We start from the raw sequence: 18,595 nt of genomic DNA, 5'->3' as shown, positions 1-18,595 counted from the left end.
GGTTGCAGGGTGACGGACGGTGGTCAGGTCGGTACGGGAAGCTCGAGTTCTCCGGCGGCGATCTGCCGCACGGTTTCTACGAGCAGCGGGCGCTCGATCTGCTTGATGCGCTCGTGCAGTTCAGCTTCGCTCTCGATCCCGTGCTCCGTACGGCGGATCTCAATGCGCTCCTGCCGCAGCACGGGCCCGGTGTCGACCCCCTCGTCGATGACGTGCACGGTCACACCGGTCTCCGCGTCCCCCGCCGCGAGCGCGTCTCGCACAGCGTGGGCCCCGGGGTGGAGCGGTAGGAGCGCCGGGTGGGTGTTGATGAGACGGGGCGAAAATTCGCGTACGAAGCCCGGAGGGAGGATCCGCATGAGTCCCGCACTCACCACGAGGCCCGCGTCCGGCCCGGTCCCGACTCCGTGCTCTTGGATCGCGGCGGCGATCATCTGCCCCCACTCCTCGCGGGAGGCATAGTCACGAGGTCTGATGACGAAGGTGGGAACGCCGGCGGCTTCGGCATGAGCGAGCCCTGGCGCATCGGTATCGGATCCGACACAGACGATACGTGCGGGGAAATCGGGTTCCGCTACCGCCTCGAGCAGCGCCTTGAGATTGCTGCCGCTGCCGGAGATGAGAACCGCGATTCTGAGCACTGCACTAGTCTACCGCCCTTGAGAAGCGGCCCCACTCGCGCAGTCGAGTCGGAAGTGTGCGAGTTCCCAGGGCCGATGCCTGCCGAAGAACTCATCTTCCTGCGCTGCCCAGTCGTCCCAGTGCGGGGCGTAGGTGTCGCCGTCTCTGGCGAGCGCACGCTCTCGTCGGAGTTCCGTCGGGCAATCGAGCCAGACGCTGCAGGTCGCGTTGCGCGAGTCCACGCTCGGCCTGACGCTCCCGCCATATGCTGCCGCAGCTTCGAGACTGGCTGCGGTGATCGCGCCGCAACCTTCGATGACGAGCCGCACCCCGGAAAGACGCTCGCGATCCTCTAAGAAGCATCCTCTGTACCAGTCATAGCGACGGTACTCGCGAGTACGCAGCACCTCGGGGAGCTGTTCCGCCCCCGCGGCGAGACCGTTCCAACCCGGGTAGAGATCCTCGACCCGCAGCAGTTCGGCAGTCTCGCCGCCCGCGCGCAGATCGGCGACGAGCTGCTCGGCGAGTGCGGTCTTGCCGGATCCTGAACGACCATCGATGAGGATCACCGGAGCTTGCACTGCCTGCTCCTCAACCTGTCGCCCCAGAGCCAGCAACGAAGTGCGGCCACCATCCCCGTCACTCATGGGAGGAGTCGTCCGTTCGCCATGCGGAGCACCCGGTCGGCGACCGTCGCGGCCTCTCCCGGATCATGCGTGACGAGGATCGCGGTCGTACCGGTCTCCCGCAGCAAACGCCCGAGATCCACTGCGAGGCGCTCGCGCAACTCATGATCGAGCGCCGAGAGCGGTTCGTCGAGCAGCAGTAGCCTGGGCTCCGGGGCGAGCGATCTGGCCAGGGCCACGCGCTGACGCTGCCCACCGGAGAGCGAGGTCACCGGGCGCGATCCGATATCGGGCAGTCCAACCAGTTCGAGCAGTCGGGCGACACGGGTTTCCTGCTCCGCCCGGGGAATTCGCTGCGCCGCGAGGCCGTAGGCGACATTCTTCGCCACCGACAGGTGCGCGAAGAGCTGCCCATCTTGGAACATGAGACCGAAGCCACGTCGATGCGGCGGAGTGGTGGCGAGGTCGACGCCATCCCAGCTGATGGTTCCCGCTGCGAGTGGCTCGAGACCGGCGATCGCACGGAGCAACGTAGATTTGCCGCAGCCGCTCGGTCCTGTGAGCGCCACGATCTCACCGCGGTCCACGTCAAGGGTGAGATCTCGCACTGCCGCGGAATCGCCGGCCGACTCGCTCGCGGCCTCCTGCCGCACCGAGTTACTCACCCGCGCCGGCTTCCCGTATCGCGCTGACGTTCCGTACCGCACCGTGATGCCGCGCACGTCGAGACCAGGCTTTTCGAGATCAGGCTTGTCGAGACCACGCTTGTCGAAACCACGCTCGTCATGATCAAGCTCGTCGTCCGTATTCGGGCCCGACAGAGAAGCTTCCTGCGCGGTCATCTGTTCACCCCTCGAGTTCCTGTCGCTCATAAGACTTCCCCGCTCATATCTCTCCTGCGCTGCTCCCACGCCAACGCTCCGCGATCAGCATGACGGCTGCGGTGACGACGCCGAGCACGACTGCCGCGGCAAGCGCCATACCGTAATTGTCTGCCCCCTGTCTGCCGATGAGGTGCGCGAGCATGACCGGTAGAGTCTGCTCCCCCGGGCGCACGAGAAAGGCGGTCGCGCCGAACTCACCCAATGACGTCGCGAATGCGAAGCCGGTTGCGAGCCCGAGCGGCCGACCCAGCACGCGCAGGTCGACCGTGCGCAGCACGCGCGCCGGCGCAGCGCCGAGCATTGCCGCGGCTTCACGCTGTTTCGGGTCGATACCCCGCAGCACCGGGAGCAGCGCCCGCACCACCAGTGGCAGAGCGACGAGCGCCTGGGCGATCGGAATGAGCACGACCGAGGTCCGCAAGTCGAAGCCGATGCCGAGCGGGCGGTGCATCGTCAGCAGTAGACCGAATCCGACGGTCACCGCTGACACCCCGAGCGGCAGCATCACGAGTCCGTCGAGCGTTTCAATGCCACGTCGCAGCAGGCCGCTCCGGGGTCGCCGGGACGCGACAAGGGCGACCAGCAAGCCGAGCACCAGGGCGATCGCTGTTGCGGCCACTGCGAAACGAAGCGATAGTCCGATCGCATCGAGCACGGTGCCGCCGAGACGCGCCTGGTCGGGTGGGGCGGCCAGGTGCGCATAGTTGACGATCGAGAACCGCCCCTCCGCATCGCGCAGCGAACGAAGCACGAGCGTCAAGATCGGCAAGACGTGCAGCAGCAGTGTCGTCACAGCAAAAATGAGGATCGCCGGGAGGTTCGATCGGCTCGGTCGCACCGGCCGACTCGCCTCGAACCGCATCTCGACGGCGCGTTCCCGACGCCTGCGCAGTCGGGTCGAGACCACGAGCACCAGCAGCACGAGCACCACCTGCACGATCGACAGCGCTGCGGCCGAGCGCAGGTCGAGGTACTGCACCGTCAAGCGGTAGATCTCGGTCTCGACGTTCGAGAAGGTGCGCCCGCCGAGCACCAAGACGATGCCGAACGAGGTTGCGCAGAAGAGAAAAGCCAATGAAGCGGCGGAGGCAATCGCCGGCGCCAGCGCCGGCAGCGTCACCGTGACGAACGCGCGAGTCGGTGAGGCGCCCAGCATGCGCGCGGCCTGTTCGGCACGAGGATCGAGCAACCCCCAGAATCCGCCGACGGTCCGTGCCACCAGGGTGACGTTGAAGAATGCGAGCGCGAGCACGATCGCGATGAAGCTCTGATCGAGCCCGAGGAACGCGAGCGGGGCTCCCGGGCCGAGCAGAGCTGTGAAGGCGATTCCCACGACGACCGTCGGCAGAACGAACGGTACCGTGGCGAGCCCGCGGAGCAGCATGCGGCCACGAAACTCGAGTCGGTACAACACGAATGCAGCGGGAACACCGAGTAGCACGGAGAGCAGGGCACCGCACACTGCCTGCGCCAACGTCTGAGCGATCACGCGCCAAGTGCGCGATTCCGCAAATATGGCCTGGAACCCGTCGAGCGAGAATGCGCCACCGCGGTCGGCCCCGATCCCTCCCCCGAAGCCGACCGCGAGCAGCGAAGCTACCGGCCAGAGGAAGAAGAGCGCGAGGAACGCGAGCGGCAGCGCGGCAGCGACCGCCCAGGCGGTGCGCCCGAGCCACCGCGACGTGCGCCGCTCCGCGTTGCGCATTACCAGCCGGTCGCCTCGCTCCAGGTCTTCAGCCAGCCGTCGCGGCCGGCACCGATCTCGGGAGCGGGCAGGTCGTTCGGCTCGCTCGGCAGCGGAGCGAATTCCTCCCACTCCTCCGGCAAGTATGCGCCGTCGTCGACTGGGTAGACGTACATGCTGTCGGCGATCGTGTCTTGGAACTCACGCGAGACCAGGTAGTCGACGACCGCCTGCGCCCCCTCGGGGTTGGCGGCACCGGCCAGCACTCCGGCATATTCGATCTGCGAGGAGCAGGTATCGAGGAGCGCCTTCGTCGTGGTTTCGGATCCGTCCTCGGTGACCGTCCAGGCGGGCGACGAACTGTACGACAGGACGATCGGCGACTCGCCGCCCTCGCCGCCTTGCGTGAACTGACCGTTGTAGGCCTCCGTCCAACCCTGCTCGATCCGTGCGTCGTTGGCCGCCAGATCGGCCCAGTAGTCGGCGAAGCCGTCTTCGCCGAACTTCGCGACCGTGCCGACGAGGAAGGACGCTCCTGTCGACGACGATGCGGGGTCGAGGAGCACGGTCAGGCCCCGGTACTGCTCATCGGTGAGATCATCGTAGCTCGTGGGCTCTGGCAGGTCGTGATCTTCAAACCACGCAGGATCGATGTTGATGCAAGTGGCTCCCTGGGTGACAGGAGTGAGCGAGCCTTCTTCGTCGTAGAGCAGCTCCTCGGCCCCTTCGGGCAGGGTGTCGGGAACGTATGGAGTGCTCACTCCGTCGGCAATGCGCGAGGCGAACACGTTGTCGATACCGAAGAACGCGTCAGCGATCGGAGCGCCCTCGGTGAGTACGAGCTGGCTCGAGAGCTCTCCGCCATCACCTGCCGAGACCACTTCGACGTCGTAGCCGGTCGCGGCACTGGCTGCCGCAGCGAACTCCTCGTTCGGGAACGAGTCATGCACGACCAGCGTGACCTTCTCGTCACCGTCCCCGCTAGTCCCTTCGGACGAGCCTGAGGCGCACGATGTGAGCGCGAGGCCCAGGACTGCGGTCGCCGCGATCGATACGGTGAGTGAACGTGCAAGCGTCATTGAGGGCTTCCTTCCTCCGCTGGTATGAACCAGATCAGGTTGAACGGTCGAAGCTCGCGTAGCTTCCTCTCAGCCCGCCGCGTGCGGACCCCCGTGGATTGCCCCTCCACCTTAGCCGCTGCCCGACCGCCGCACCAATCGTGATGCCAGAGCATTCCGCGTTACCCGACTTCGAGAGCACTCTCTGCCCTCGGGTCGCTCGCTGCCTTCGGAAGCACTACTCCGACTTCGGAGGTGCGTCACCGTCCCAGGAGAACGCGCGCAGGAGGGCTTCCTCTTCTTCGGGAGTGAGCTGGCTGTCCGCCGAAACATCGAGCGGCGGCAGGTCGTTCGGAACAGTGTCCTCCGAAGTCGAGCCCTCCGGAGAGGTATGCGCATCAGCGCCATCGTCAGCCGCCTCAGTGCCGTCGTCGGTCGCCTCGGCGGCATCGGCGCGAACGGATGCATCGATCTCGACATGTTCCTCGTCGAGGCCCGATTGCTCGTCGTGGGCCGCCCGTTCGTGCTCCGCAGTGTCCTGGTTCACGACGACCGGGTAGCGCTCTTCCTCGGAGTCGGGTTCCGGTGCGCGGCCTCGCGCACCGCTCCGGGATTCGCGCACACGGCGCGCGAGTGCTTCCATCCCGGCGCCGGATGCGGCGATCCCGGTCGAGACTCGATCTCGGCTGGCATCGCGCACTCGAGTGGCGACGGCGGGAACCGTGCTGCGGATCCGTTCCGCATCGATCCGCCCGACAACGGCGCCCACCAGCAGCCCGACGCCGAGCTCCGCGGCGATCAGCCCTCCGACCTTCCACGCATCAGCACCGGCGACCGAAAGCCGATCCGGTCCCAGCGATCCGGAAGCCAGCATCACCGCACCGGCGATCACGAGCCCGATGAGCAGCGACGCGATCACCGGAACCGCGATCACAACCGACCACGGTGCGCCGCGTAACCCGCTCAAGCGGGAAGAGAGCACGCCGATCCCGATTCCAAGTACGACGACGAGCATCGGGGCGAGGAGCGCCGCCGGACCCCATCCCTGCGGTAGGGCTCCCAGTATCGGCACCGCAGGCAGCGGCCCGACGAGCGTATCGAACGGCGAGACCAAGGTGCCCTCTCCGAGCGAGAAGCCCGCGCCGCTGAACCATGACACACCCCAGATCAGGAGCACTGGCAGGTACATGAGCTGCACCAGGAACATGACGACTGCGCCGGCAAGATCGAGCTGCAACCCCTGTGTCAGTGCGGTGACTTCGACGTACCCCGCGGTGATTGAGACCACGATGCCCAACGAACTCAGCACGATCAACCCGGCGAGGCCGGCGAGAGCCAACCGGAGTACTTCCACCCCCCGTTCGGGTATGGCGTCAGAGCCCGGGATCCCGATACGTGCTATGCCCTGCTGCGCTGCACGTAAAGCGCGCATCCACCAGGGTTGCGGAGTCGCTATCGCCCGCACGAGGAAGGCCACGAGTGCACTCGCCCCGTAGAGCGCGCCCGGCACGACCACAATGACCCAGAAGGGTACCTGCTCGACGCCGAATGCGACGCCGCCGAGCGCTGCGGATACCGCGGCGAAGCCCAGAGCGCCGCCGACCACTCCTGCGACACCAGTGCCGCCCTCACGAGCGAACCTCAGGCCGGCTCTCACTGCGAGCAGCACAGTGAGAGCCGTGAGCCCGAGCGGAGCGAGCGAGACCGGAATCGTCAGCGGTTCCGCCGCCAGCCCCATGCTGAGCGCCGACTCAGCCCCGATGCCGAACTCGAGCGGCACAAGATGCGCGAGGAGCCACACCGACACGGTGCCGCCGAGCACTACGGAGGGGTCAGTTCCCAGCCCGAATTCGACGAGCCATAACAGCAGCGCAGGAAGTCCGACCGCGACGATGCCCGCCAGCGCCACGGCACCGGCTTCGATTGCGGCGATTACCGCCGTCAGCATGGGTCTCATCGCATCAAGCGTACCGACCTCGCGCTGAGGCCGCGCACGGAACACCGCACGGGTTCAGAGCCCATCGGACGGCTGGGTGCGCTCATCCGTTGCGCTGTCCTCCATGTTCGCACCACGCTCATCCGTTGCATCGGGTCCGTCCGTTGCATCAGGCCCGTCCGCTGCCTCATGGTCGACCGGCGGAGGGATCACGGCGATCGGCGCGGTCACAGGCCCGACCTCGAGGGGGTCGGCCGCGCCGACGTGGGATCGATCCGGGGCGAGCCGCACCGCGACCACACCCGCGATCAGTACCGCAGACCCGCAGAGCTGCACCAGCGTCGGCACCTCTCCGAGCAGCAAGGCAGCAATCAGCACCACTGCGACGACCTCGATCATGCCCAGGAATGACGCGAGACGAGAACCCAGCCTGATCGCGGCAAGCAGGCCGAGCAGGTAGGCGATCACAGTACCGAACAGCACCACCATGCCGAGCGGCACCCACCACGGAACCGTTGCGCCGAAGAACGGCACCGCATCGGAGAAGACGAACTCCATCGCCAAGACCCCGGTCGCACCCAAAGCACCGAGCGCGCAAGAGGCGATCAACAGTCCCCCACCGATGAGCGCCAGCGGAGGGAGGTCTGCTGGCGTGTTGGCGGCAAGCAGAAAATAGAACACCAGGCTCACGGCCGCGATGCCAGCCCAGAGTAATCCCAACGGGTCCAGCGGTCCGTCGTTCGACGGCCTCAGCACGAGAGCAAGACCCAGAACCGCGAGCACCGCTCCGATCAGTGCGAGCCAGGCCGGTCGAATCCGTGTGCGTACCCACATCGCGAAGAGGAGCAAAACCGGGGCCAGATACTCAATGAGCAGCGCGATACCTACCGGTAGGCGCTCAACCGCGAGGTAATAGAACAGCTGAACCGAGGTGATCGAAACGAGTCCGTACGCAAGGATCCAACGCCAGCGGCGCAGCAGCACACGGGAATCATGTCGGACCGACCAGGCCGTGAGCGGCAAGAGCAACAGCGAGGACACCGTCACCCGCAAGAGAACCACACCGCCGGGCGACCAATCGGCTTCAATCAGCAGCTTTGCAAAGGGGCCTGAGGCAGCAAACGCAACGGCGGAAAGTACCGCAATCGGGATACCAAGACCAGTCCCGCGCGCGTGCATCTGCGTCATCGTGCTCCTTCGCGCCTCATTGCGCACACCAGCGCGGCCCGAGATGTACTGCCACGCTACCAGTCGAACCACCGCAACTCAGACGCATTCCGAGAGGCCGGCCGGCCGCCACGCCTCAGCAGTGGGATCCAGGGATTCCGCTCGTCGTCATCCGCTCCAGAGTCACCATCGGCGGTACTCTTCACGGCTTAGAATGAACGGCATGGGATCAGGATCGCGCGACGCCGCCGATTCCGAGGCTGCCGACGCGCGACGCCTACGCGAGCTTGTGCTGCTACGCCGAGTACGCGATCGCATCGACCGTGACTACGCGCAGCCGCTCGACGTCGAGACCCTGGCCCGCGGCGTCGGCCTCTCGGCGGGGCACCTCAGCCGAGAGTTCCGCGCCGCGTACGGTGAATCTCCCTACAGCTATCTCATGACTCGCCGAATCGAGCGCGCCATGGTGCTGCTGCGTCGAGGGGATCTGAGCGCAACCGAGGTGTGCTTCGCGGTCGGCTACGGCTCTCTCGGCACGTTCACGACGCGTTTCACCGAACTCGTCGGAGTATCGCCCGGCCGTTACCGCCGTGATGGCGCTCCCCTGTCAGGGCTCCCCGGCATCATTACGATGCGTGCCACCAAGCCGATCAGGAATCGAGAAGTTCCCGCCGAGCCCCCGGAGTAGCGTGAGTGACATGAAGATCAATATTCACGTCACATTCCTCCCGCACACCGACCCCGAGGCATCACTCGCGTTCTACCGAGACGTACTCGGCTTCGAAGTTCGCAACGATGTCGGTTACGAAAACATGCGTTGGCTCACCGTCGGCCCGCCCAACCAGCCCGACACCCAGATCGTCCTGACTCCGCCCGCAATCGACCCCGGCCTCACCGAAGATGAGAAGCGTGTGATTCACGAGCTCATCGCCAAGGGCGCTTACGCCTCGGTCGTGTTCGCGACCGACGAGCTCGATGCGCTCTTCGAGAAGGTCGAGGCTTCGGGTGCCGAGATCTTGCAGGAACCGATGGAGCAGGACTGGGGTGCACGCGATTTCGCGTTCCGCGATCCTGCCGGGAACACGGCGCGCGTGCAGCAGCTCTGACTCGTCTCCGAGGCCCGGTGTCTTCGCCGATAAGGGTCTCGCTCAGATCGAGCCGTGGCATGCATGAAACGAGGGGCCGGATCCTCACGGATCCGGCCCCTCGTCGTCACGGCTTCACGCCGCATCCGCGCAGTCGATTACAGCGCGTTGTATGCCTCTCGCAGCAAGTTCGCAGCCTCGGTCGGAGTCTTGCCGACCTTCACGCCTGCGGCCTCGAGCGCTTCCTTCTTCGCCTGAGCGGTACCAGCCGAGCCGGAGACGATCGCGCCGGCGTGGCCCATCGTCTTGCCCTCAGGAGCGGTGAAGCCCGCAACGTAGCCGACGACGGGCTTCGTCACGTTCGCCTTGATGAACTCTGCCGCACGCTCCTCCGCGTCTCCACCGATCTCGCCGATCATGACGATCGCCTTCGTCTCGGGGTCGGCCTCGAACGCAGCGAGCGCGTCGATGTGCGTGGTGCCGATGACGGGGTCGCCGCCGATGCCGATCGCGGTCGAGAAGCCCAGATCGCGCAGCTCGTACATCATCTGATAGGTCAGGGTGCCCGACTTCGACACGAGGCCGATCGGGCCCTTACCGGTGATGGTCGCCGGGGTGATACCAGCGAGCGCCTCGTCAGGGGTGATGATACCGGGGCAGTTCGGCCCGATGATGCGGGTCTTGTTGCCGGTTGCCTGCGCGTGCGCCCACAGTTCAGCGGAGTCCTTGACCGGGACACCCTCCGTGATGATCACGAGGAGGCCGATGCCGGCGTCAATCGCTTCGATGGCCGCATCCTTCGTGAAGGCGGGCGGCACGAAGGCGACCGACACATCAGCACCGGTCTTCTCGATGGCCTCGTCGACCGAAGCGAAGACGGGCAGTTCGACGGTCTCGCCTGCAGCATCGACGTGCGACACCGTGGTGCCGGCCTTGCGCGCATTCACGCCGCCGACGATGTTCGTACCGGCCGCGAGCATGCGTGCGGTGTGCTTCGTGCCCTCGCCACCGGTGATGCCCTGGACGATGACCTTGGAATCCTTGTTCAGGAAGATAGACATTCTCTGAGTTCCTTTACCTGCGGGCTATCGTGCGTTGGCGAGTTCGGCGGCCTTGTCGGCGCCCTCGTCCATCGTTGCGGCCAGAGTGACGAGCGGGTGGCTCGCCTCCTCGAGAATGCGGCGACCCTCCTCAACGTTGTTCCCGTCGAGTCGAACGACGAGCGGCTTGTTCGCTGTGTCGCCGAGCTTCTGAAGCGCCCCGACGATACCGTTCGCGACTGCGTCGCACGCGGTGATGCCGCCGAAGACGTTCACGAAGACCGACTTGACCTGCTCATCGCCGAGGATGACGTCGAGCCCGGCGGCCATGACCTCAGCCGAGGCTCCGCCACCGATATCGAGGAAGTTGGCGGGCTTCACGTTGCCGTGGTTCTCGCCTGCGTAGGCGACGACGTCGAGCGTCGACATGACGAGACCCGCACCGTTGCCGATGACGCCGACCTCTCCGTCGAGCTTCACGTAGTTGAGATCCTGCGCCTTGGCCTTTGCCTCGAGCGGGTCCTCAGCCGACTTGTCGGCGAGCGCTTCGTGCTCGGGCTGGCGGAAGTCGGCGTTCTCATCGAGCGAGACCTTGCCGTCGAGCGCGATGATCTCGCCTTCGCCGGTGAGCACCAGCGGGTTGACTTCGACGAGCGTCGCGTCCTCACCCGAGTAGACCTCGTAAAGCTTCTGGAACACGGGAACTACCTTGCCGACGAGCTCTTCCGGGAACCTCGCTGCGCGGGCGATCTCTTCTGCCTTGGCTGCGTCGATGCCGGTGATCGGGTCGACCTCGATGCGGGCGAGCGCCTCCGGCTTCTCAACCGCGAGCTGCTCGATCTCCATGCCACCCTCGACGCTGCAGAGCGAGAGGTAGGAGCGGTTGGCACGGTCGAGCAGCACGGAGAAGTAGAACTCCTCCTTGATATCTGCGCCCGCAGCCACCATGACACGCTTCACAACGTGTCCCTTGATATCGAGGCCGAGGATGGCCTGGGCGGCCTCGTACGCCTCGTCGGGGTTCTTCGCGACCTTGACGCCGCCGGCCTTGCCGCGGCCTCCGGTCTTCACCTGAGCCTTGACGACGACCACGCCGCCGAGCTTCTCAGCCGCTGCACGCACCTCCTCCGGCGTGTCAGCGACGATGCCGGCGAGCACCGGCACTCCGTATCGTTCGAATAGGTCTCGTGCCTGGTACTCGTACAGATCCATGTACAGTCCTCCACCGGAGAAATCGTATGCAATCCGAGGCGAAATGCGTCTCGACGTCGTGATTAGCGACCAATATCCGAGCTTAGCACTGCCTGTGTCAGTACTCCCTCAGTGCCATGGCACTGGATCGGCCTCTACTTCTGCGCCCGAATCCCGAGGTTTAGAGCGGCCCCCGCAGCTTCCTCCGCCGTCAGGTGGGCGACGTACTCGTTCTTGAGCTTTGCCCCATCGTCGGCGAACGGGCCTTCTCTGAAGGCGTAGATCGCGAACGTCGGCAGCATCGCGTCGTCGGAAGTGAGAATCGCGTTATGGAAGTCACCGTTCGCACGGCGAAGCTCTGCGAACACCTCTGCGGCGAGCGCTGCGGTATCAAGTGCATCAGGATCGCGGCCTTCGACGAGCTGCAACGCCAAGTGCAGCTGCCGATCCCCCTGTTCGTCTTCATACGAGACCAATCGATGATTCTCGACCGATTCGAGCAGCTGTTCGTGGGCGTTGATCACATCGCGCAGCGAGTCCGGGCCTACGACAGCGCCGTTGAAGTCCACGGAGAGGTCGCTGCGCCCGTAATGGAAGAGCAACGGCAGATCGAGCTGCTTCGCGCGCAGGATCTTGCTGAGCCCGAACTCGCGCAGCACTGGTTCGAGATCAGTCATGCGCAGCACATGGCCTCTGTCGTGAATGTTGTATCGAATTCGGGGGTTCAGGTTCTCGGATCGCGCGATGGTGACGAGCAGCTCCCCGCGCTCGTTGGTTTCGATGAGATAGTTGAACGGGTTGAACTGGAAGATCATCGGCAGCACGCCGTAGTCGGCACGCTTGCTGATGCGCTCGGCAAGCGTGGGGTTCGCAGCGATCGCACGGCGCAGCTCGACTGTGAAGTCGGTTTCGAGCGCGAGATTGATCTCGAGGTCGCTCGCTCCGTAACTGCCGTAGGCCGAATGGGCGGTCTTCAGGATGTGGTCTCGCATACTCTCGCTGATCCCCTCACCACCGAACGCGGCGACGATGTCGTACTTCGACCAGTCGAGGCGGTCGTCATCGAAGAGGGCTTTCAAGAATGGCGGATAGCTGAGGATCACGTAGGTGTGATTCGGCCCGAACTCCGAGATGGTCTGGATGATCTTGGTCTTGTCGGGGCCGATCGACTTGATCATGCTGACATCGGTCAGGGAGGTCGTCACGTTCATGCCGGTTGCCCACGCGCCGAGCGAGAACGCATTGATGACGAACGGCGGATGCTGCATCGACTTGGCCGTGTTGGTGTACCCGAGTTGCAGAATCTGCCGTGTCGCCTGCCGCTCCCGCGGCCCACGGATCCAACTGGTGGGAGTGCCGGAGCTGCCGCTTGACTCGTCGACGATGACGCCGCGGCGCGGGATCCTGCCGCCCTGGCAGCGCTCGGGGATCGACCAGCGCCGGATGTAGGAGTCCTTGTCCATTTCCGGGATCGTACGGATCGCAGCCTGCACGCCGTTCGATACGTCAAGGCGTCGAGGGAAGCCTCGCTCCGCAAGGAATTCACGGTATGCCGGTACTCGTCGCGCGGTCTGCTCGAAGGTGCGCCAGCTCCGGAGTCGCGCGAGCTTCCAGCGCAACGGCTCGATTCCAGGAGCGAGCAGGATCCGGTGCGTGCCCACCCGCGGCATGAGCAGACGGACAATCTGTTCCAGCACTGCCAGCATGGCGAACGTGATCAGGCGCTTCATGGTCGTGCCTCTCCGTAGTCGGGGATGTCTTCGAGCAGCATTGCCGACGCCGGTCGGCGGTACGCGAGCGGTGGGTACTTGCTGTAACCGAAGCGGAACAGCATCCAGGCCATACGACCGTCTCCTTCTCGCGCCCGTACTGCTTCGGCGAAGAGTGCGTGCGACCCGGGATTGGTGATGACGGTTCCGAACGGGTGCAGCACGACGCCGTGCCGGTGCAGTTCGAGCCACGCCCGCATGAAGGTACGACCGGCCTCAATGTAGTCGGCAGGCGAGTCGAAGGGGCCCTCGATCCAGCCCAACTGATGCACCCCGCGCATCGTGTTCAGATAGATACCGCGGATCGCGTCACCGATGCCTCGCGTGCGCCACAGCCTGCGGTGCGCCATTGCGTATCGCAAGATGCCCCCGGGCATGAGCATGGTCTCGGCAGACAGCCCGTCACGTTTCTCCGCAGCTTCCTGCTTCGAAAAACGCAGCCATTCCATGATCTCGGCGTAGACGGCATCGTTCTCGAGATCGTCGAACAGCGTGGCTTGGTTGACGTGCACAATGCGTTTCACCAATTCGCGGTCGTCAGTGAATCGGAACTCGTGCCCGGCCTCAGCGCAGAGTCGCTCGACTTCGGAAAGCACATCAGGCGGGACCGAGCGGCTGAGATACGGACGCCGCGATGTACGGCGTGTGCGAAATCGTTCGAGCTCGATGCGGGCAGCGACCCGCTCGTCGTCGCTCAGTTCGAGTGGCACGAGCTCAATCTCGGCGAAGCGGTGCAGGCGCGAGCGCCCGCCAAAATCCATGTCGGAGTGATCCAACTGCTCGCGGACGCCATACCCTGCTGCCCGCGCGGCGATGCGCAGGGACTCGAGGAAGACTCCGGCGCAGACATGCCCGAATGGGATGCCGAAGGATTCGGCGGGGAGGCCGAGTGCGAGGTCGTACGAGAGGGTCGCGCGGTGGGGCCCGTGGGGCGTGAGTTTGATCGGCTGGGAGTTATGCGGACTCGGATACCGTCGTGCATCTTCAACGATGAGGGGCCAGGGATCGGGAGCGACGGTGCTCATCATGCGTCCGAGCCTACGCCCTATCCCATGCGTGCAGGAGTCTGCGCCCGCGCATTCGCTCGTTATTTTCCCACAGTCTCCCCACTTCTTCCCCGCAGCACCACCATGCCCCCGGAACCCCTGAACCCAGGCCCCCAGCCCCCGGGAACCACGCCGATGGTAGAAAAATCATGGACTTTTCGGAGAGAAGCATCAGTTTTCCGACCCTCGGTGCGGGTCCACGCGGCAGATTCGCGGCACAGACCCGCAGCACAGACCCGCGGCACCGGATGACTCCGAGATGAGCAGCCCTGGCACCACCGCTGTCATTCACTCTTGAGCGCCAGAGGTCTCTGCGTCGCTAGTACGACACGATTCAAGCGGTGCGCCGGACCAAACCAGTGCTACTTCCCGGCTTCCAGTCGCCGGGGCGCGGCGGCAGCCTATTCCGAAAGGGCCACATACTCGACTGGCTCACATTGGAAATCCATACTGCTCCCCAGGAGGAGCTATGCGCCGTCCGAGTTCTCCAAGCCCACCCACTCAAATCGAACGCGCGCCACACGTCTCTTCTTTCGGCCAATTACGTGTGTGACAATTCCCTCGCCGAATCGCTCATGAGTGATTCGATCATCAACTTGAAACTCGGGGCTCATGTTTCGTCCCGCGCCATCCGCGGAACCCACGGACGCCTTGCCTTCATCACTCGGGGACTGCGGATACAAGGCCATCATTGAGTCTCGAAGGTCATTCACCAGAGAAAGGATGAGGGCAACCTTCTCCTTCCCCAGCTTCCGACGGAGCCGAGCAACTCCGGGGCGCTCATCATTGCTCTCGGGTGCCAACAGGCGGAACAGGTCGAGTAGGGCATCATCAAAGAGTTCGGGATCGGGGTGCCACCACCAACCGCCACTTGGAAAGCGTGATTCGCGTTCGAGCCGTGACAAAAGCTTCGAAATATCTTCCGAAGGTCTATCTTCGCTCTGGGAAGTCTGCTCAATAATTTCGTCGAGCAGTTCGGTTGCTCTCGCTCTCCGTTGCCGCAGTTCAGCTGCGTGTCTTCCGGCGAGGGCACACACCAGAGAGAGCAGGGTCACCGTCAATGTCACGACGACCGTAATCTGGCTTTCTCCTGTGACGCGAACGACAATCACGCGAATGGTAGCGACGACTGCGATCGCAACAGTCGCAGCCACGAGGAAATGACCCCACGCAATTCTCGTGATCCGTGAATCTCGTCGTCGATGACTCAGACTCACGAGAGGCTGCTGTGCGATGCCCAGAGGTAGCATCAGCATCACGAGCACAAACTGCCAGAGACCAACAAGCAAAGCGATCCATGAGGGAATTGGCTCACTTCGAGACGTTTCCCCAAGTGTCAGTATCCACGCGAATAGGCCGCCTGGCTCCAGCGGGGCTGGCACAAGCAACAGGATCACGGAGGAGCCAGCGGCCAGCACCCCACCTACAAAAGAGAGTCCCCAGACGACCATTCGTCCGATATGAGCTTGTCGATCGATACCCAACGATATGGCGATGAATCTATTGTCGCTGAGATTCCAAATCACGAAGCCCATGCCGACAACGAACGTCACCAACGAGGCCACGATGAATGGACCCCCAAATGGGTCGTCTCCTCGGGTGGTTTGCCAGATCCCTGGGCCCAAGAAAAAGGCCGACAGAACCAGCAGACCGATCCCCAAGTAAAAACGCCACCGACTCGGTACTTGTTTTCGTCCCGTAGGAGTATGCCGAATGTCATCCAACGCGCAGACGAGCGCCCAGGATCGCCGGTATTTCACCTGTTCGTGCTTGTTGGCTTCTCGGTCGCCAGAACTACTAGGGCTGACGCCTTCCTGCTTTGTCGAGCGCATGCATCACTCGACCTTCTCGATGGGTGCAAGCTTGATGAGCAGCTTGCGCATCGCCCCGGAGTCGAAGACGACGTGGGCGATGCGCTTCGATCCGGCGCCCGTCACAGTATCGACGCGGCCTTCGCCGTAGTCTTCGTGCTTGATGCGGTCGCCCGGGGAAAGATCGAGGTCGCCGTTGTCTCGGGTTTCGACACCAATCATGTTCGAGAACCCGCCGCCGGCCGCCTGCGCCTCCTTGGCCAATCGTTTGCGCTCGCGCCACTTGTCGAGGGCCGACTGCATATTGCCGCTCGCGGGTTCGGATACCGCTGCAGCGCCGCGACCACCCCCGGACCCGAAGCTGACGCTCGACTCCGTCGTGCGGCTACGAGAAGACCAGGAGGATCCCGAGCCGCGCGGTGCATTGAGCGCTCGCGACTCGGTGCCACCCCTCCCGGTCACCTCACCGGGCGATTGCCGCCAGTCGATGAGCCCCTCAGGAATCTCTTGCAGGAACCTCGAGGGCATCGCCACGGAGATGTCGCCGAACGTCGCACGGGTCGAAGCGAGCGTGAGGAAGAGTCGTTCACGCGCGCGCGTGATGCCGACGTACATGAGACGCCGCTCCTCGCTGATCCCGCCGACCTCATCCACGGACATCTGATGCGGCAGCAGTCCCTCTTCGACGCCGGTGATGAAGACTGCCTTGAATTCGAGGCCCTTCGCCGTGTGCATCGTCATGAGCGAGACCGTGCCACTCGTGTCGTCGAGGTCGTCGGCTGCCGCGACGAGGCTGACCTCGGTGAGGAAGGCGAGTAGCCCCGCGCCCGGTTGCTTGACGTCGAACTCGCGTGCGACCGCCAGGAGCTCCTCCAGGTTCTCGGCACGCGCATCGTCTTGCGGGTCGCGCTTCGCACGGAGCTTCTCAATCATCTCGGTTTCGTCGAGGATCAGCTTCAGCACGTCGCCGACCGGTGCGGGCTTGGCTTCTTCGCCTTCCACGTCGGTCGCGCCGCCGCCCGCCGCCATCCGCGCAGCACGGGTCAGCACCTCGGCAAGTTCACGCACCGTGTTGCGCAGCTTCGGGCCGAGCGCGGCGACTTCGTCAGCGCGCAGCATCGCCTCGTGGAACGAGAGATCATGCTGTTCTTGGAAGTTCGCGAGGTGGGCCTCGGCCATGGGCCCGATGCCGCGTTTCGGGGCGCCAAGCATCCGCGACCACGCAATCGGATCGTAGGGGTTCGCAATGCTCGTCAGGTACGCCATAGCGTCCTTGATTTCAGCCCGCTCGTAGAACTTCGTGCCCCCGAGCACCCGGTACGGCACAGCCGAGCGTATGAGCAGTTCCTCCAGCGCACGCGTCTGTGAGTTGGTGCGGTAGAAGACCGCGATATCGCTGTATGCGACGCCTGCCAGATGCAGGTCTTCGATCTCTTCCGCGACGAATCGCGCTTCATCGTGCTGCGAGTACCCGGTGAAGCCAACGATTCGCTCTCCGTCGCCTTCGGTGGTGAAGAGGCTCTTCTCTTGACGGTCGAAGTTGTTGCCGATGACAGCGTTCGCCGCCGAGAGGATGTTCTGCGTTGAGCGGTAGTTCTGCTCAAGCTTGACCACCTCGGCGCCGGGAAAGTCACGCTCGAACTCGACGATGTTGCGGATGTCTGCGCCGCGGAACGCGTAGATCGACTGGTCGGAGTCGCCGACCACGGTGAGCGCGGCCGGCTGGATGCGCCCGGAGCCGTCGAGTTCGGCGGGACGTGCCGGTGGCATGAGACGGTCGACGTCTTCCGGTTCGACCGGTCGCGTGAGCTCGCGGATCAGGGAGTACTGAGCATGGTTCGTATCTTGGTACTCATCGACGAGGATGTGCCTGAAGCGGCGCCGGTAGACTGCTGCAACGTCAGGGTGCGCGCGGAACAGGTGCACCGTTTGCCCGATGAGGTCATCGAAGTCGAAGGCGTTCGCTCGCCGAAGTTCCTGCTCGTACAAGGAGAAGATCTCGAGGAAGATGCGCTCACGGGGATCTGCCTCGTTCGCGGTCGCCGCATACGCCGATGCATCGGTCAGCTCATTCTTGAGCCGGGAGATCTTGGAGCCGGCATTCGCGGGTGTAAACCCGTAGCTGTCGGCGTCGAGGTCTTTGATGATGCGTTTGAGCAGTGCGCGGGAGTCTGCTGAGTCGTAGATCGTGAAGCCCGAGACATACCCGAAGCGCTCTGATTCCCGGCGGAGAATGCGCACGCAGGCCGAGTGGAACGTCGAGACCCACATGCCCGCGACCTCGGAGCTCGGTAGCCCCTGTCGCTCGAGCAACCCCTGGAGGCGCTCTCGCATCTCGGCCGCGGCCTTATTGGTGAAGGTGATTGCAAGGATCTGGCTCGGCCAGGCCTCGCGATCCCGAATCAGCTGCGCGATACGGTGCGTCAGCACTCGAGTCTTGCCAGATCCCGCACCCGCCACGATCAGCAGCGCCGCGCTGCGGGAGGTGACCGCGCGTGCCTGCGCAGGGTTCAGACCGGTCAGCAACGGATCGTCGCCGCCATCTGAACCGGTACCACTGCGGGTGCCCGCGGAGGCACCGCTGAACGGCGCACCGGGATCCAGAAGCTCGAATTCACTCATCGTCCCAAGTCTAGGCTCCGCCACTGACATCGGGCGCGTGGTGCGGAACTGAAGC

15 protein-coding genes and 1 riboswitch are annotated in these 18,595 nt (G+C 64.5%); of the genes, 2 read left to right on the top strand and 13 right to left on the bottom strand.

What is annotated here, in order from left to right:
* Positions 1 to 23: 23 nt before the first annotated feature.
* The 7 genes from purN to ACUYV6_RS06515 form a co-directional block, all read right to left on the bottom strand.
* Positions 24 to 641 carry a phosphoribosylglycinamide formyltransferase gene (gene purN, locus ACUYV6_RS06545; RefSeq protein WP_449277848.1) on the bottom strand — a complete coding sequence of 206 codons (618 nt, stop codon included), beginning with the start codon at positions 639 to 641 and terminating at the stop codon, positions 24 to 26.
* Between the two features lie 9 nt (positions 642 to 650).
* On the bottom strand, positions 651 to 1,268 hold the full coding sequence (locus ACUYV6_RS06540) for an AAA family ATPase (protein ID WP_449277847.1): 618 nt from the start codon (positions 1,266 to 1,268) through the stop codon (positions 651 to 653).
* Positions 1,265 to 2,089 carry an ABC transporter ATP-binding protein gene (locus ACUYV6_RS06535; RefSeq protein WP_449277846.1) on the bottom strand — a complete coding sequence of 275 codons (825 nt, stop codon included), beginning with the start codon at positions 2,087 to 2,089 and terminating at the stop codon, positions 1,265 to 1,267. The genes ACUYV6_RS06540 and ACUYV6_RS06535 overlap by 4 nt, the downstream gene beginning before the upstream one ends.
* A 43-nt stretch (positions 2,090 to 2,132) precedes the next feature.
* Positions 2,133 to 3,836, bottom strand: a complete 1,704-nt coding sequence (locus ACUYV6_RS06530; RefSeq protein WP_449277845.1) for an ABC transporter permease — start codon at positions 3,834 to 3,836, stop codon at positions 2,133 to 2,135.
* Positions 3,836 to 4,894 carry a thiamine ABC transporter substrate-binding protein gene (locus ACUYV6_RS06525; protein WP_449277844.1) on the bottom strand — a complete coding sequence of 353 codons (1,059 nt, stop codon included), beginning with the start codon at positions 4,892 to 4,894 and terminating at the stop codon, positions 3,836 to 3,838. Before ACUYV6_RS06525 ends, ACUYV6_RS06530 begins: the two co-directional genes overlap by 1 nt.
* Positions 4,889 to 4,999: riboswitch (TPP riboswitch) on the bottom strand. (Overlaps the previous gene by 6 nt.)
* Before the next feature lie 112 nt (positions 5,000 to 5,111).
* Positions 5,112 to 6,830, bottom strand: a complete 1,719-nt coding sequence (locus ACUYV6_RS06520) for a cell division protein PerM (protein ID WP_449277843.1) — start codon at positions 6,828 to 6,830, stop codon at positions 5,112 to 5,114.
* Positions 6,831 to 6,884: 54 nt separating this feature from the next.
* A complete protein-coding gene (locus ACUYV6_RS06515) occupies positions 6,885 to 7,997 on the bottom strand; it encodes an EamA family transporter (protein ID WP_449277842.1) in 1,113 nt (370 codons plus the stop codon).
* A 202-nt stretch (positions 7,998 to 8,199) separates the two neighbouring features.
* On the opposite strand from ACUYV6_RS06515, the gene ACUYV6_RS06510 reads away from it, so the two are divergent.
* Positions 8,200 to 8,664 (top strand): helix-turn-helix transcriptional regulator, encoded by a 465-nt coding sequence (locus ACUYV6_RS06510; RefSeq protein WP_449277841.1) that lies wholly within the window; start codon positions 8,200 to 8,202, stop codon positions 8,662 to 8,664.
* Positions 8,665 to 8,674: 10 nt separating this feature from the next.
* On the top strand, positions 8,675 to 9,082 hold the full coding sequence (locus ACUYV6_RS06505) for a VOC family protein (protein WP_449277840.1): 408 nt from the start codon (positions 8,675 to 8,677) through the stop codon (positions 9,080 to 9,082).
* Positions 9,083 to 9,219: 137 nt separating this feature from the next.
* Here ACUYV6_RS06505 and sucD read toward each other — a convergent pair whose 3' ends face one another.
* From sucD to ACUYV6_RS06475, 6 genes are all read right to left on the bottom strand, one after another.
* Entirely contained in the window at positions 9,220 to 10,122 is a 903-nt protein-coding gene (gene sucD / locus ACUYV6_RS06500) for a succinate--CoA ligase subunit alpha (protein ID WP_449277839.1), read from the bottom strand.
* 24 nt (positions 10,123 to 10,146) lie between these two features.
* Positions 10,147 to 11,313, bottom strand: coding sequence for an ADP-forming succinate--CoA ligase subunit beta (gene sucC / locus ACUYV6_RS06495; RefSeq protein ID WP_449277838.1), 1,167 nt, complete (start codon positions 11,311 to 11,313; stop codon positions 10,147 to 10,149).
* 134 nt (positions 11,314 to 11,447) lie between these two features.
* Positions 11,448 to 13,022, bottom strand: a complete 1,575-nt coding sequence (locus ACUYV6_RS06490) for a CoF synthetase (RefSeq protein ID WP_449277837.1) — start codon at positions 13,020 to 13,022, stop codon at positions 11,448 to 11,450.
* Complete coding sequence (locus tag ACUYV6_RS06485; RefSeq protein WP_449277836.1) at positions 13,019 to 14,089, bottom strand: hypothetical protein; 1,071 nt, start codon at positions 14,087 to 14,089, stop codon at positions 13,019 to 13,021. Before ACUYV6_RS06485 ends, ACUYV6_RS06490 begins: the two co-directional genes overlap by 4 nt.
* A 485-nt stretch (positions 14,090 to 14,574) precedes the next feature.
* On the bottom strand, positions 14,575 to 15,939 hold the full coding sequence (locus ACUYV6_RS06480; RefSeq protein ID WP_449277835.1) for a hypothetical protein: 1,365 nt from the start codon (positions 15,937 to 15,939) through the stop codon (positions 14,575 to 14,577).
* Positions 15,940 to 15,942: 3 nt separating this feature from the next.
* A complete protein-coding gene (locus ACUYV6_RS06475) occupies positions 15,943 to 18,540 on the bottom strand; it encodes an ATP-dependent helicase (protein WP_449277834.1) in 2,598 nt (865 codons plus the stop codon).
* Between the last annotated feature and the right edge of the window lie 55 nt (positions 18,541 to 18,595).

It is taken from the genome of Leucobacter sp. GX24907 (assembly GCF_053567335.1).
Note: the sequence above shows the minus strand (reverse complement) of the source record. Positions and strands in the feature narration are given on the sequence as shown.